At 66.4% G+C, this 15,542-nt stretch carries 11 protein-coding genes; 9 read left to right on the top strand and 2 right to left on the bottom strand.

All coding sequences use genetic code 11. The annotated features are described in order from the left end of the window. The first annotated feature begins 69 nt into the window (after positions 1–69). From EV687_RS05945 to EV687_RS05910, 8 genes are all read left to right on the top strand, one after another. Complete coding sequence (locus EV687_RS05945; RefSeq protein WP_242612481.1) at positions 70–1,215, top strand: ABC transporter permease; 1,146 nt, start codon at positions 70–72, stop codon at positions 1,213–1,215. Continuing rightward, positions 1,212–2,216, top strand: a complete 1,005-nt coding sequence (gene cysW, locus EV687_RS05940) for a sulfate ABC transporter permease subunit CysW (RefSeq protein WP_122226892.1) — start codon at positions 1,212–1,214, stop codon at positions 2,214–2,216. The genes EV687_RS05945 and cysW overlap by 4 nt, the downstream gene beginning before the upstream one ends. A 15-nt stretch (positions 2,217–2,231) precedes the next feature. After that, entirely contained in the window at positions 2,232–3,350 is a 1,119-nt protein-coding gene (locus EV687_RS05935) for a sulfate/molybdate ABC transporter ATP-binding protein (RefSeq protein WP_122226890.1), read from the top strand. 5 nt (positions 3,351–3,355) lie between these two features. Continuing rightward, the gene (locus EV687_RS05930) at positions 3,356–3,862 is read left to right on the top strand and encodes a disulfide bond formation protein B (protein WP_122227284.1); all 507 of its coding nucleotides are present in this window, start codon (positions 3,356–3,358) and stop codon (positions 3,860–3,862) included. A gap of 190 nt (positions 3,863–4,052) precedes the next feature. Continuing rightward, complete coding sequence (locus EV687_RS05925) at positions 4,053–4,559, top strand: sigma-70 family RNA polymerase sigma factor (RefSeq protein ID WP_122226888.1); 507 nt, start codon at positions 4,053–4,055, stop codon at positions 4,557–4,559. A gap of 10 nt (positions 4,560–4,569) precedes the next feature. Continuing rightward, the gene (locus tag EV687_RS05920; RefSeq protein WP_122226886.1) at positions 4,570–5,559 is read left to right on the top strand and encodes a FecR domain-containing protein; all 990 of its coding nucleotides are present in this window, start codon (positions 4,570–4,572) and stop codon (positions 5,557–5,559) included. 400 nt (positions 5,560–5,959) lie between these two features. Beyond that, positions 5,960–8,359 carry a TonB-dependent siderophore receptor gene (locus EV687_RS05915; protein WP_122226883.1) on the top strand — a complete coding sequence of 800 codons (2,400 nt, stop codon included), beginning with the start codon at positions 5,960–5,962 and terminating at the stop codon, positions 8,357–8,359. A 20-nt stretch (positions 8,360–8,379) separates the two neighbouring features. Continuing rightward, the gene (locus tag EV687_RS05910; RefSeq protein WP_130466462.1) at positions 8,380–9,552 is read left to right on the top strand and encodes a YncE family protein; all 1,173 of its coding nucleotides are present in this window, start codon (positions 8,380–8,382) and stop codon (positions 9,550–9,552) included. 62 nt (positions 9,553–9,614) lie between these two features. Here EV687_RS05910 and ybaK read toward each other — a convergent pair whose 3' ends face one another. Together ybaK and EV687_RS05900 are read right to left on the bottom strand one after the other, a co-directional pair. Then, complete coding sequence (ybaK, locus tag EV687_RS05905) at positions 9,615–10,088, bottom strand: Cys-tRNA(Pro) deacylase (RefSeq protein ID WP_122226879.1); 474 nt, start codon at positions 10,086–10,088, stop codon at positions 9,615–9,617. Next, complete coding sequence (locus EV687_RS05900) at positions 10,085–11,182, bottom strand: 6-phosphofructokinase (protein WP_122227281.1); 1,098 nt, start codon at positions 11,180–11,182, stop codon at positions 10,085–10,087. Before EV687_RS05900 ends, ybaK begins: the two co-directional genes overlap by 4 nt. 419 nt (positions 11,183–11,601) lie before the next feature. Between EV687_RS05900 and putA the strand changes: the two genes are divergently transcribed. After that, the gene (gene putA / locus EV687_RS05895; RefSeq protein WP_122226877.1) at positions 11,602–15,501 is read left to right on the top strand and encodes a trifunctional transcriptional regulator/proline dehydrogenase/L-glutamate gamma-semialdehyde dehydrogenase; all 3,900 of its coding nucleotides are present in this window, start codon (positions 11,602–11,604) and stop codon (positions 15,499–15,501) included. Positions 15,502–15,542 lie beyond the last annotated feature (41 nt).

Genomic DNA, 15,542 nt, shown 5'->3' with positions numbered 1-15,542 from the left:
GTCCGGGCGCCTGCATCCAGGCAGTGTGTGCTGCGGGCAGGCGCCTTTCCGCGATGAAAGTTCCTTCTCATGACGACATCGGCATACGCATCCCCTTCTTCCCCGCTGAATACGGGTGAGCCGTTCCGGCGCAGCGGCAAGCCCAAGCGGGTGATTCCCGGGTTTGGCCTCACCATGGGCTACACCCTGTTCTACCTCAGCCTGATCGTGCTCATTCCGCTGGTCACGCTGTTCGTCAACACCTTCACGTTGACCTGGGAGCAGTTCTGGAGCGCCGTTTCCTCGCCGCGCGTGGTGGCATCCTACAAGCTGACGTTTGGCGCCTCGCTGCTGGCGGCGCTGGTCAACCTGGTGTTCGGCTTGCTGATTGCCTGGGTGCTGGTGCGCTACAAGTTCCCCTTCAAGAAGCTGATCGATGCGCTGGTGGACCTGCCGTTTGCACTGCCGACGGCGGTTGCCGGCATTTCGCTGACGGCTTTGTTGGCGCCCAACGGCTGGGTGGGTCAATGGCTGGAGCAGCCGGCGCAGGCCTTCCAGAACACGCTGCCGCTGCTGCAGCAGTTCGGCCCCAGATTGCTGCTGCTGAGTGCATTGGCGAGCGCGCTGGCCTTCGCGCTCGGGCGTCTGGGTAGCGGCAGGGGCGCGGCCGTGCATCTGGCGGGCGCGTTGCGCTCGCTGGCGCTGGTGCTGGCCGTGGTGGCCGGTGCTGCGCTGGTAATCGGATTGCTGCTGCTGGCCTATGGCTGGTTTGCCTCGGTGAGCGGCATCGAAGGCGTCAAGGTGGCCTTCACGCCCAAGGGGGTGGTGGTGGCGCTGATCTTCATCGGCCTGCCCTTCGTGGTGCGGACCGTGCAGCCGGTGCTCGAGGACTTCGAGAAGGAACTGGAAGAGGCCGCCGGCAGCCTGGGCGCGACGCGCTGGCAAACCTTCTACAAGGTGATTCTGCCCGCCATCGTGCCGGCGCTGCTGACCGGCTTTGCGCTGGCCTTCGCCCGCGCGCTCGGCGAGTATGGCTCGGTCATCTTCATCGCCGGCAACATGCCGATGGTCTCGGAGATCACGCCGCTGATCATCATCGGCAAGCTCGAGCAGTACGACTACGCGGGCGCCACGGCTGTTGCGCTGGTGATGCTGCTGTTCTCGTTCCTGATGTTGTTCGTCATCAATGGCCTGCAGGCTTGGCAGCGCCGCACCACCGGGAGTGCCAACAAATGAGCCAGTCAAGCCAGACCCCATCCACTGGTGTGCCGCGCAATGCGGTCACCACCACTGAATCGCCGCTGGTGCGCGGCGTACTGATCACCATCGCACTGGGTTTTCTGCTGCTGTTTCTGCTGCTGCCGCTGATCGCGGTGTTCGCCGAAGCCTTCCGGCAGGGCACGGGAGCTTTTCTGCGGGCCTTCGAATCGTCCGACACCTGGGCGGCGGTGCGCCTGACGCTGCTGACGGCGGCCATCGTCGTGCCGCTCAACATCGTCTTCGGCGTGATGGCGGCCTGGGCCATCGCCAAGTACGAGTTCAAGGGCAAGGCCTTCCTGATCACGCTCATCGACCTGCCGTTCTCCATCTCGCCGGTGGTGGCGGGACTGGTCTATGTGCTGCTCTATGGCATCCATGGCTGGCTCGGGCCCTTTTTGCAGGCGCACGACCTGAAGATCATCTTCGCGGTACCCGGCATCGTGCTGGTGACGGTTTTCGTGACCTTTCCATTCATTGCGCGCGAGCTGATTCCGCTGATGGAGGCACAGGGCAACGAAGAGGAGCAGGCCGCCATCGTGCTGGGGGCTTCGGGTTTTCGCACCTTCCTGAGCGTCACGCTGCCCAACGTCAAGTGGGGCCTGATCTATGGCGTGATTCTCTGCAATGCGCGGGCCATGGGTGAGTTTGGCGCCGTCTCGGTGGTCTCGGGCCACATCCGTGGCCAGACCAACACCATTCCGCTGCATGTGGAGATTCTCTATACCGATTACCAGTCGGTCGCTGCCTTCTCGGTGGCCACGCTGCTGGCGTTGCTGGCGCTGGTGACGCTGGCGCTCAAGACCTGGGCCGAATGGCGCCACGAAGCGCAGTTGAAGAAGGCTGCCGAAGCGGCGCCCGAGAACCCGTACGCCAGTGCCACCCAGATCGAGCAGGCCGTCGGCCGGGCCAGCCCCATCACCGCCACCAACACCTGGGCCCAGCAGCCCACGCTGATCGTGCCCGCGCGCAACCAGTGAACCGGAGTCCGCACCATGAGTATCGAAATCAAGAACGTCAGCAAAACCTTTGGTGATTTCCACGCCCTCAAGGACGTCAGCCTGCATGTCGAATCCGGCGAGCTGATTGCCCTGCTGGGACCATCCGGCTGCGGCAAGACCACGCTGCTGCGCATCATCGCCGGGCTGGAGTCGGCCGACCGCGGCGCCGTGCTGTTCTCCGGACGCGACACCACCAACGTGCATGTGCGCGAGCGCCAGGTTGGTTTCGTGTTCCAGCATTACGCGCTGTTTCGCCACATGACGGTGTTCGACAACGTCGCCTTCGGCCTGAACGTGCGCCCGCGCAGCCAGCGTCCGAGCAAGGCGCAGATCCGCGAGAAGGTCATGAGCCTGCTCAAGCTGGTGCAGCTCGACTGGCTGGCCGATCGCTTCCCGTCGCAGCTCTCGGGCGGCCAGCGCCAGCGCATTGCGCTCGCACGCGCGCTGGCCGTGGAGCCGCAGGTGCTGCTGCTCGACGAGCCTTTTGGCGCGCTCGACGCCAAGGTGCGCAAGGAACTGCGCCGCTGGCTGCGCCGTCTGCACGAGGAACTGCACGTGACCAGCATCTTCGTCACGCACGACCAGGAAGAAGCGCTGGAAGTGGCCGACCGCGTGGTGGTGATGAACCGCGGCCAGATCGAGCAGGTCGGCTCGCCGCAGGAAGTCTGGGACAATCCGGCCAGCCCGTTCGTCTACGGTTTCCTGGGTGATGTCAACCTGTTCCATGGCCGTGCCCAGAACGGCGACGTCAGCATCGAGGGCATCCAGCTCAAGACCGGCGATGCTTCGCAGAACGGTGATGCCTTTGCCTACGTGCGCCCGCATGAGCTCGATGTCGAGCGGTATTCGCCCGGCGCCGAACTCAACGCCGAAGGCCAGCCGCGCGGCATCGTGGCGCGGCTGGACCGGGCCATCGTCGTCGGCCCGCTCGCGCGGCTGGAACTTATTGCCGAGAATGGCTCCAAAGAGGCGGACAATACGTCCGCGGCAGACCCGATCATCGAGGCACAGATCTCGGCTGAACGGTATGCCGAACTGGGCCTGCGTGAGGGTGATACCCTGGTGGTGACTCCACGACGCGCCCGCGTGTTCGTGGAAGGAACCTCCGCTTGAAGCCTCTGATCGACTTTTTCTTTGCATCATCCCGGCGCCTGCTGGCCATCATCGCCATCACCTGTGCCGCCCTGCTGGCCTTTGCGCTCTACCTGCAGCACAGCATCGGGCTCGAACCCTGCCCGATGTGCATCGTGCAGCGCTATGCGCTGATCGGCGTCGGCGTGTTCGCCGCCATTGGCAGCCTGTGGCAGCGGCGCTGGTGGCAGGGCCTGTGGGGCGCGCTGGCGCTGCTGGGCAGCGGCTTCGGCGCCTTCGTCGCGGCGCGCCAGAGCTGGCTGCAGTGGAACCCGCCCGAGATCATGAGTTGCGGGCGCGACTTCTACGGCATCGTCGAGAACTACCCCATCAGCCGGGCCATTCCGATGCTGTTCCGCGGTTCGGGCGATTGTTCTGCCATCGACTGGACCTTCCTCGGCCTCTCGATCGCCAACTGGTCGTTCATGGCCTTTGCGGGATTTGCCGCAGCCTTGCTGATTGTGGCCGTGCGCAGGCTGCGAAGCGCGACGTGATTGCCGTGCGCTGAATGGGCGGCGCGCCGGGCCGCTGCTGGACGGCGCGGCGGACATGACCGCCCCTGCACGCACAGCGCATCCAATGGCCTGCCATGACAGGCCGTCATGGCGGTACCACCAGGCGCCCGATGATGACGCATTTCATTCATATAATGCGAATCATTTTTAAAATTGCCGAGCCGTAGCCATGCCTGCCGCACCAGTCCATGTCGCCAGCCTGTACGGCGAGCACCATCGCTGGCTCAAGGCGTGGCTGTTGCGTCGCCTGAACAACCACTGCGATGCCGAGGATGTGGCGCATGACACCTTTTTGCGCGTGCTGGTGTCGCGGCGCGACTACTCCGGGCACGAACCGAGGGCCTTGCTTGTCCGGATTGCCAAGGGTTTGGTGATCGACCATTGGCGCCATGAGGAAATCCAGCGCGCGTACCTGAATGCGCTGGCGCACATGCCCGCGGCGCTGACCCCTTCACCGGAGGAGCGCCTTGGCATCATTCAGGCGCTGATGCAGGTCGACGCGCTTCTGGCCGCCATGCCCCAGCGCACGCGCCAGGTCTTTCTGCTGGCACAGCTCGATGGACTGACCCTGCAGCAGATCGCCGCGCAGACCGGTATCGCCGCGATCACCGTGCGGCGACACATTCACAAGGCCTTGCTCATTTGCATGCAGGTCCTGGACGGGCATGTCCGCTGATCCGCGCCGAATGCGCCTGCCCCCGGAGGGTGACCGGAACCTGCTGAGCGAGGCCGCTGAGTGGCTGGTGCGCCTGCAGTATGAACAATCCGGCGAGACCGAGCGGCAAGCCTTCCAGCAGTGGCATGCGCAAAGCAGCGCACATGCCGCCGCGTGGCAAAAGGTCCAGCAAGTCATGCAGGCTTTGGCACCGCTTCAGGGCGGCGCCGGTGAGCCTGCACAACAGGCCCTCAAGACCCTGGCGCAGGATGGCCGGGGCGCATCCCGACGCCGCAATCTGCGCAGGCTGGGCATGCTGCTGATCGCCGGTCCCTCCGGTTGGCTGGCTTGGCGGCAACTGCCCTGGCGGCAGTGGACGGCCGATGTAGCCACCGCCACTGGCGAGCGCCGCACCGAAACGCTGCCCGATGGCTCCGGGCTCACGCTCAACACCGGCAGTGCCGTCAACATCGTCTTCAGCGGCAGCGAGCGGCGGCTGCTCCTGGTCGAAGGTGAAATCCTTGTCACCACCCATGCCGATACGGTCGCGCCAGAGACCGGGAAGCGGCCATTTGTCGTCGAGACCGCCCATGGCATCGTGGAGGCCCTGGGTACACGCTTTGGCGTGCGCAAGCTTGATCAAGACAGTACCCGCGTCGCGGTGTTCGAGCATGCCGTGCGCGTGCAGCCGTGGCGTGGCGCGCCGCTGATTCTGAAAGCGGGCGAGCAGGCCCGGTTCGACCGCCACGCGGTCGCGGCGCCTGAGCCCGCGGATGCCGGCAGCCTGCTTTGGCAGAACGGCATGCTGCTGGCCAGGGACCAGCGGCTCGATGCCGTCATCACCGAGCTGGCGCGTTACCGCCCCGGCTTGTTGATCTGTGATCCGGCCGTGGCCCATTTGCGTGTCTCCGGCTCCATTTCGCTGGACGACACCGACGCCGGCCTGGCCTTGCTGGCGGACAGTTTGCCGATCCGTGTGGTGCGCAGGACGAACCACTGGGTCACGGTCCTGCCGAGGTGAGGCCCGAGACGGCCAGTCCGGGCTGCGACGGGCATCTTGCCCACTGCTTTCTTGACCGTCCGCGTGCGCCACGAAAAGACTGCGAACAGGTTCTGAGGCCATTCGTGGCGGATGGGATGACCGTGCTCCTGCTTCCGGTGGCCTCTTGGCCGTCCGGGCCACCGGGCGCCGCGCCGGGCGACACGAGATGCAGGTCAGGGGTGTGTTGCATCCCGTTTCAATTCGGGGTGATCACTTTTTCCCTTTCATCCGGCAATGCATGAAGACCGCGCTTTTGAGGCGGTGTTTTCATCATCCATGCGGCCGAAAGGAATGTGCTCCCATGTGCTCCCAATACCGATCCCGTCCCGGCTTCCTGGCCAGGTCATCCGCCATCGCGTCCACTCGGCCCAGGCCAGGTATGCATGCCATCGCCGTGCGGGCAGCCGTGGCGGCGCTGATGCTGGGCGGCGGCGCCTTGATCCCGGCGTTTGCCAGCCAGGCTGTCGATGGTCCGCAGCCGGTGGCGCGCAGCTATGCCATTGACGCGGGGGCGTTGAGCGATGTCATCGCGCGGTTTGCGGCCATCTCCGGTGTGCAACTGGTGTTCGACCCGACCGCGCTGGCGGAGTTCGGCAGTCCGGGACTGCAGGGCAGTTATACCGTCTCGCAGGGTTTTGACGAGCTGCTCGCGGACACCGGCTGGCATGCGCAGGCACGCGCCACCGGCGGCTACCACCTGCAGCGTGTGCAGACGATCGACGCCGGAACCGGGTCCGATGCAGACATGCACGAGGCCTTGCCGGAGGTGCTGGTTTCCGGCAAGGCGCCCGGTTCGACCACGGAAGGAAGCGGCCTCTACACCACGTTCTCCACCAGCAGCTCCACCCGGCTGAACCTGACGCCGCAGGAGACGCCGCAGGCCGTCACCGTGCTGACGCGTCAACGGCTGGACGACCAGCAGCTCGAGACGCTGGTCGACGCACTGAATGCCACGCCCGGCATCTTCGTCCAGCAAGGCACGATCGGGCAGGATGGCCCGAACATCTATGCGCGCGGCTCCAGCCTGGGCAACTTCCAGATCGACGGTGTGCCAACTTCCACCAGCATGAGCCCCTTCCTGGCCAATACGGCTGCCTACGATCGCGTGGAGGTGGTGCGCGGCGCCACTGGAGTCATGAACGGCCTGGGCACGCCAGCGGCCACGGTCAACCTGATCCGCAAGCGGCCGACCGCCGAGACGCAGCGCACGCTGACGCTACAGGGCGGCAACTGGAACCGCTATGGCGCGGGAGCCGACTTGTCCGGCGCCGTGAACGAAAGCGGCACGGCACGCCTGCGCCTGGTCGGCGACTACAAGCGCGAGCGTGCCTGGGTGGATCGTTTCGAACAGAAGAAGCAAGCGCTATACGGCATCGGCGAGTTCGACCTCGGCACGCACACGCTGCTCACCGTCGGCTTCAACCATCTGCGCCAGCATACCGACTCGGCCATCGTCAGCCGGCCACTCTACTTCAGCAATGGTGAACGCATCCCACGTTCGCGCTCGGACAACATCAGTCAGGAGTGGCGCTACTACAAGCACGACATGGATGGCCTGTTCACCTCGCTGGAACACCGCTTCGCCAGTGCATGGGTCGGCAAGGTGGAGTACAGCCATACGCGCTATGACTACGACGGCCTGCTCGCAAGCTTCCTCGGCGCAGTCGATGCGGAAACCGGCGCTGGCGTAACCATACGTCCGAACCGCTGGAAGCACCGGCACAAGCAGGACAACCTCGATGCCTATGTCTCCGGCGTGTTTCCGTTGCTGGGCCGTGACCACGAATTGATTGCCGGCCTCACGCTGTCGCAACTCAAGTCGCAAGGTCCGGGCTACACACTGGATGCGGACTACCCTACCGCAACCACCTTGCAAGATTGGGCGAATGCCCCGGCGCCAACGTTCGCGCAGACCAGCTACTCCCATGGGCAAGAGCGCAACTACGGCGCCTTCGTCAACGCCCGCTTCACGCTCACCGATGCCACCAGCCTGCTGCTGGGCGGGCGGGCGACCCGCTGGACGCGCGATTACGATGAAGCCAGCACGCTGTGGGGCGATTACGCCACCCGCGAGCGCAAGAGCACCTTCGTGCCCTATGCTGGCATCGTGCATGCGCTGAACGACACCTGGTCGGTCTATGGGAGCTACACCAAGATCTTTCGCCCGCAGGAGTCCTGGCTCAGCGAGTACTACCCCTTGGCGCAGTTGCAACCGGAGGAAGGGGTTGGCTACGAGGCGGGCGTCAAGGCCGGTTTTCATGGCGGCCGCCTGACCGCCAGCCTCTCGGTATTCCGCAACGAGGTGGACAACCTGGCCGTCTGGAACAGCGACACGTACACCTACGACTTGCTGGGCAAAACCCGCGCCAAGGGGATCGAGTTGGAACTCAACGGCGAACTGGCGCCAGACTGGCAACTTGCAGCAGGCTACGCCTATTCAACCATTGAAGACAACGACGGCGAACGCGTGCTGACCTATGTCCCGCGTCAGACGTTGAAGCTGTTCACCAGCTACCGACTGCCCGGCGCATGGGATCGGTTCACGCTGGGCGGCGGACTGCAATGGCAGAACGCCTTGACAAGCGGCAGCGACTTCAACCACAGGCAAGGCAGCTTTGCGCTGGTCAGCCTGATGGTGCGCTACCAGCTCGATCGCAGTCTGTCCGTTTCGCTCAACCTGAACAATGCGCTGGACAAGCATTACTTCAGCAGCACCGGATCCCACGGCACCTATGGCGCGCCGCGCAACTTCATGGTCTCGGCCAGGTACAGCTTCTGAAACCGCTTGAGGAGTCTCGCATGATTGGTATCTTTTCCCTTTCCCGTCGCGTTGCCGTTCCGTTGGCAGGAGGCTTGCTGGTGGCCGGCTGCCAGACGGCGCCTGCGCTGCAGACGCCGCCCGCTGCGGGGTCCGCCCAGGCGGCCCTGGCCACTGCCCCCCAGCTCAGGCAGGATGCCTTCGATCTCATCTACGAAATCGTCCACGTACCGCAGGCCGATGCCGTTTTCGTCGCCACCATTGACATCGCCGATGCGCAAAGCGCTGGTTTCGTGCATCGCCTCGATGCACGCAGTCTGCAGGTGCTGCAAACCATCCAGATACCGCGCCGCGCATACGGCCTGGGATTCAACCGCGTCACGGGCATGCTGTATGTGGGCAATACCAAGGATGGCGCGCTGACGGTGGTGGATGCCACGAGCGGGTTCGTCACCGGCATGATCCAGCTGGCCCGGCCACTCAAGGGCACCGATGGCAAGGCGTCGCTGGCCAATACCCGCAAGGTCGTCGTCGACGAGCAGCACAACCGGGTGTTCGTCACCAGCCCCGGCAAGCCGGGGCTGGTGTGGATCGTCGATGGCGCCACCAATGCCGTGACGCATACCATCATCAGCGACGGCATCTGGACGGCGGGCGCGGCGTACGACGCGGCAACCAACCGCCTCTATGTCGGCCAGGGTGGCGTCAACGAGGTGCTGGTGATCGACCCGGATGCGGGCACCATCGTGCAGCGTCTCTCCACCGGCGAGACACCGGCGGCGCGGGCCGACGAGCCGGCTAATTTCTTCATCAACATCGCGCTCGATGCGCCGGGCCGGCGCCTGTTCGCCGCTGGCGGACAGAAGAACCAAGTCTACGTTCTCGATCTGCCGTCCGGGCAGGTCGTCAAGCGCATACCGTTCACGTCTGGCGCGCTGGACATCCTCTACAACCCGGCGCGGGGCGAGCTGGTCACCACGCATCGCGGCAATCACGAGCCCGGCAGCGGCTTCGTCTCCATCATCGATGCGGCGAACTACACGGTCAAGCGCAGCATCGACCTGCCAGTGCATCCCAACAGCCTGGCGCTCTCGCCCGATGGACAGACGCTGTATGTGACTGTGAAGGCGCCATACGACGAACAGCACCCGGCCTTCCGCAAGGATGCCAGGGACAGCGTTGTGCGCATCGACCTGGCCGGCGGCGGGCATTGAGAACAGGTTCTGAGAGAAGATTCCGCCGCCTTCTTGGCGGGCCTTCCCGCATCAGGCATTGCTCAGGCGCTCCTGCCGATGTCGGCGAACGCCGCATCGCAGAGCGCCGCCAGATCCTGCGGCGCCAGCTCGATTTCCAGCCCGCGCCGTCCGGCGCTGACATGGATGGTGGGGAAGGCCTGTGCCGAGGCGTCGATGAAGCTGCGGTGCGCCTTCTTCTGGCCCAGCGGGCTGATGCCGCCGACCAGGTAGCCGGTGGCGCGCTGTGCGGCCTGCGGGTCTGCCATGTCGCACTTCTTGCCGCCGGCCGCCTGCGCCAGCGCCTTCAGGTCGAGCGTGCCGCTGACGGGCACGACCGCCACCAGCAGTTCGCCGTGCTCGGTCTGCGCCAGCAGGGTCTTGAAGACGCGCGCTGGGTCGAGACCGAGTTTCTCCACGGCTTCGAGTCCGTAGGAACTGGCGTTGCTGTCATGTTGGTAACTGTGGACCTGGTGGGCAATGCCGTTTTTTTTCAGCAGGTTGATGGCAGGGGTCATGGTGTTGCAGATGATGGGGCTGCGCCGCAAGGCCGGCCCAGCGAAATGCCGAGGCTGGCGGCCGCGCGCAGCAAGGGGTGGTCGGGCGGCACGCGGCGGCTGCCGCCAGCGACTTCCGAGAGCGGCACGCTGGTGCAGGCATCGCCGCGCAGCACGACCATGCGGCCGAATTCGCGCCGCGCCACCATCTCGGCGGCGTGGCAGCCAAAGCGTGTGGAGAGCACGCGATCGAAAGCCGTGGGCTGGCCGCCGCGCTGCACATGGCCCAGCTGGGTGCTGCGCACTTCGCTGGCGAGCAGCGGCTGCAGCTGCGCGCGCAGCGCCTCGCCCACGCCGCCCAGGCGCACCGGGTCCGGGCTGTGGGCCAGATGCGCCTGCACGGTCATTGCTCCGCCGGCAGGGTGCGCGCCTTCGGCGATGCAGATGAGCGTGAAGCCCGCCTCCGCTTCACGCTCGTGGCACAGGGTGGCGATGGCTTGCAGGTCATAGGGCAGCTCGGGCAGTAGGATGGCGTCGGCACCGCCGGCGAGGCCGCCTTCGAGCGCAATCCAGCCTGCGTAGCGGCCCATGGTCTCGAGGACCATCACGCGGCGGTGGCTGCGTGCGGTGGTCTCCAGGCGCTGCAATGCTTCGGCGACCACGGCCACGGCGCTGTCGAAGCCGAAGCTGCGCTCGGTGTGCAGCAGATCATTGTCGATGGTCTTGGGCACGCCGACCACCGGCAGGCCCAGCTGCTGGAAGCGGTGCGCAATGCGCATGGTGCCGTCGCCGCCGATGACGACCAGGGCATCCAGCCCCAGCTCGCGGGCGTAGGCCAGCACGTCGGCGGAGACGTCGCCACCGCGCTCGTTGCCCGGCCAGTGGAACGGATCGGCCGCGTTGTGGGCGCCGAGGATGGTGCCGCCCTGGTGCAGGATACCGCTGACGGCGTGGCTGTCGAGCGGCTGCACGCGCCGCTCGATCAACCCGAGAAAGCCTCGCTCGATGCCGGTGACCCGTGCACCTGCGTCCCGGATCAGGGATTGTGTGACGGCCCGGATCACCGCGTTGAGGCCCGGGCAGTCGCCGCCACCGGTGAGGACGCCGACGTGGATGGATGCAGGGCCGGGGGAGGACACGGTGGATGGCGACATGGTGCTGGTGGAGCTGGCGTGAACCGTAAACAGGTTTGAAGAAGCAAACGGCAAGAATAATGCAAATGGCTGGCAGCTGCTGGCCCGGCGGGTCTTCCAGTGCCGGGTGAACCCGAACCCCCTGGTGAACCCCTTGATCAGGGCCTTGGCGCTGTCGGCAAGGCGTTGATGCCCATGCCCCGGACGGATGGCAGCCGATCGGTGCTGGTTAACTGGCATGATTTGTGCTGTATCCATTCGGTCGCAACATGGTTAACCTTCAATCCATATGGGGGTAAACAGCGATATCCATGGAGGTTGCACCTTTTTAGAATCCGTGCAACCGAGACATGCACCGCTGTGGGGCATGTCGGCGGATCAATCCCGGACGGGCTTTGAAAATGGCAACGACGACAATTGGCATCAAGGTGGACGAGCAGATTCGGGACCGTTTGCGCGACGCCGCGCAGCAACTGGGCTGCTCGCCCCACTGGCTGCACAAGCAGGCGGTGCTGGGCTATATCGAGAGCATCGAGAAGGGCCTGCTGCCGGCCGACCTGGGCCATTGGGGCGGCGCGTTGGCCGCGACGGAGGATGGCGGCGGCGCGGCGCTGGTGGAAAGCAGTGCCCCGTTCTATGCCTTTGCGCAGGAAGTGCAGCCCCAGTCGGTACTGCGTGCGGCCATCACTGCGGCCTATCGGCGGCCCGAGACCGAATGCCTGCCGATGCTGGTGGGCCTGGCGCGCAATCCGCAGCCCGAGGCCGTCAAGGTGTTGGCGAGCCGGCTGGTCGAGGCGCTGCGCGAGCGGCGGCAGAAGAAGAGCGGTGGCGTCGAGGCGCTGGTGCAGGAATACTCGCTCTCCAGCCAGGAAGGGGTGGCCCTGATGTGCCTGGCCGAGGCGCTGCTGCGCATTCCCGACCGCGCCACGCGCGACGCGCTGATCCGCGACAAGGTCAGCAGGGGCGACTGGCGCGCCCATGCGGATTCGCCTTCGATGTTCGTCAACGCCGCCACCTGGGGCCTGATGCTCACCGGCAAGCTGGTGGCGGTGCACAGCGAGAAGACGCTGGGCGCGGCGCTCACGCGGCTGATCGCGCGCGGCGGTGAACCGCTGATCCGCCAGGGCGTGAACACGGCCATGCGCATGATGGGCGAGCAGTTCGTCACCGGCCAGACCATTGCGGCGGCGCTGGCCAACAGCCGCAAGCTCGAGGAAAAGGGCTTTCGCTATTCCTACGACATGCTCGGCGAGGCCGCCACCACCGAGGAAGATGCGCTGCGCTACATGCAGGCCTACGAGCAGGCCATCCATGCCATCGGCAAGGCGTCGCAGGGGCGCGGCATCTACGAAGGGCCGGGCATCTCGATCAAGCTCTCGGCACTGCATGCGCGCTATGCGCGTGCCCAGCGCGAGCGCGTGATGGCCGAGTTGTATCCGCGCCTGCTGGCGTTGGCGCAGCTGGCGCGGCAATACGACATCGGCCTGAACATCGATGCCGAGGAGGCTGACCGGCTGGAGCTGTCGCTGGACCTGCTCGAACACCTGTGCCTGGAGCCGGCGCTGGCGGGTTGGAACGGCATCGGCTTCGTGGTGCAGGCCTACCAGAAGCGCGCGCCCTTCGTGCTGGACTGGATCATCGATCTCGCGCGTCGCAGCCGCCACCGCCTGATGGTGCGGCTGGTCAAGGGCGCCTACTGGGACAGCGAGATCAAGCGTGCGCAGATCGACGGTCTGGAAGGCTATCCGGTCCATACCCGCAAGGTGCACACCGACGTGTCCTACCTGGCCTGCGCGCGCAAGCTGCTGGCGGTGCCCGATGCGGTGTTCCCGCAGTTCGCCACCCACAATGCGCAGACGCTCGCGAGCATCTACCAGATGGCCGGGCAGAACTACTACGCCGGCCAGTATGAATTCCAGTGCCTGCACGGCATGGGGGAGCCGCTTTACGACGCGGTGGTCGGCCCGGTGGCCGAGGGCCGGCTGGGGCGTCCGTGCCGCATCTACGCACCGGTGGGCAGCCACGAGACCTTGCTGGCCTACCTGGTGCGGCGCCTGCTGGAGAACGGCGCCAATACCTCCTTCGTGCACCAGATCGGCGATGCCTCGATGCCCATCGAACGGCTGGTGGCCGACCCGGTGGAGGTGGCGCTGGCGCTGCAGCCGCTGGGTCGCCCGCACGACCGCATTCCATTGCCGCGCGCCCTGTATGAAGCGCAGGGGCGACTCAATTCGGCCGGGCTGGACCTGAGCAACGAGCAGCGCCTGGCCTCGCTGTCGGCGGCGCTGCTGGGCAGCGTGGATGTGCGCTGGACGGCGCAGCCGACCGTGCCGGGCCAGGCATCGTCCGCCGCGCCGCTCACATGGCAGGAGGTGCGCAACCCGGCCGACCGCTACGACGTCATCGGCCAGGTCTGCCTGGCCGATGAGGGCCAGTTGCGCCAGGCCATCGCCGAGGCCGGGCGCGCCGCGCCGATCTGGCAGGCCACGCCAGTGGCCGAGCGTGCCGAGGCGTTGCTGCGTGCGGCGCAACTGCTGCAGGACCAGATGCAGCCGCTCATGGGCCTGCTGGTGCGCGAGGCGGGCAAGACCTATGCCAACGCGATTGCCGAAGTGCGCGAGGCCATCGACTTCCTGCGCTACTACGCGCAGCAGGCGCGCGCCACGCTGGCCAATGACAGCCACCGCCCGCTCGGCCTGGTGGCCTGCATCAGTCCGTGGAATTTCCCGCTGGCCATCTTCACCGGTCAGGTCGCGGCGGCGCTGGCGGCCGGCAATGCGGTGATTGCCAAGCCGGCCGAACAGACCAACCTGATCGCCGCGCAGGCCGTGGCGCTGCTGCACCAGGCAGGCATTCCGGCCGGCGTGCTGCAGCTGCTGCCTGGTGCCGGCGAGACCGTGGGCGCGGCGCTGGTGGCCGACCCGGCGGTCAAGGGCGTGGTGTTCACCGGCTCGACCGAAGTGGCGCGGCTGATCAACCGCACGCTGGCGGCGCGCCTGGACGATGCCGGCAAGCCGATTCCGCTGATCGCCGAGACGGGCGGCATCAACGCGATGATCGTCGACTCCTCGGCGCTGGCTGAACAGGTGGTGGCCGATGTGCTCAGTTCCGCCTTCGACTCGGCCGGCCAGCGCTGCTCGGCGTTGCGCCTGCTGTGCGTGCAGGATGATTGCGCCGACCGTCTGCTGGGCATGCTCGAAGGTGCGATGCGGCAGTTGCGCGTGGGCAACCCCGACCAGCTCGCCACCGATGTCGGCCCGGTCATCGATGCGCAGGCGCAGGCCGGCATCGAGGCCTACGTGGAACAGATGCGCGCAGCCGGCCATCGCGTGCAGCGCCTGACGCTGGAGCCGGCCTGCCGCCAGGGCATCTTCGTGGCGCCCACGCTGATCGAGGTGGCGCGCGTCGAGGACGTCACGCGCGAAGTGTTCGGCCCGGTGCTGCACGTGCTGCGCTACCGGCGCAGCGGCATCGACGCACTGGTCGATGCGATCAATGCGCTGGGCTATGGGTTGACCTTTGGCGTGCATACGCGCCTCGATGAAACCGTGGCGCATCTCACGGGCCGCATTCAGGCCGGCAACCATTACGTCAATCGCAACATCGTCGGTGCCGTCGTCGGCGTGCAGCCCTTTGGTGGTGAGGGCCTCTCGGGCACCGGCCCCAAGGCGGGCGGGCCGCTGTACCTGCACCGGCTGCTGGCCGACGCGCCGGCGCTCGCGCAACTGCCGGCTCCCAGCCGCGCAGATGCGGATGGCGTGTTGCGGGTGGCCGCTGGTGCCAGCCTGGTGCTCGATGGCCCGACCGGCGAGCTCAACAGCTACGCGCTGCTGCCGCGCGGCCGCATCTGGTGCCTGCCGCAAAGCGTGGAAGGCCTGCTGCGGCAGTGGCAGACCTGTGCGCTCGGCGGCAATCGCATGGTGCTGGCCGATACGCCGGAAAACCGGCGTTTGGCGCAGGAGGCAGCCGTGCAGGACGCCGCACTGCCTGAACGCCTGGACTGGCGGCCGGTCGATGGCCTGCTGACGAACGCGCCGGCCGCTGCTGCTGGTGGGGTAGACGAGACCATGCAGGACGACGTGCAGGCGGTGCTGTTCGAAGGTGATGCCGACGCCCTGCTGGCGCTGCAGCAGCAACTGGCGGCCCGCCGCGAAGGCGCGCTGCTGGGCGTGCAGGGCCTCACGCACGAGGAAATCCGCCAGGGCCGTCCCTACCGCCATGAGCGCCTGCTGCGCGAGGTCGCCACCAGCGTCAACACCGCCGCAGCAGGCGGCAATGCCAGCCTCATGATGGTGGGCTGATGCATTCTGACGAACTGTTCGCTGGCGCCATCAGGGCGTTT

The organism is Corticibacter populi (assembly GCF_004217315.1).
GTDB lineage: Bacteria > Pseudomonadota > Gammaproteobacteria > Burkholderiales > Burkholderiaceae_C > Lampropedia > Lampropedia populi.
The sequence above is the reverse complement of the archived record's forward strand: the minus strand, read 5'-3'. Positions and strand labels throughout refer to the sequence as shown.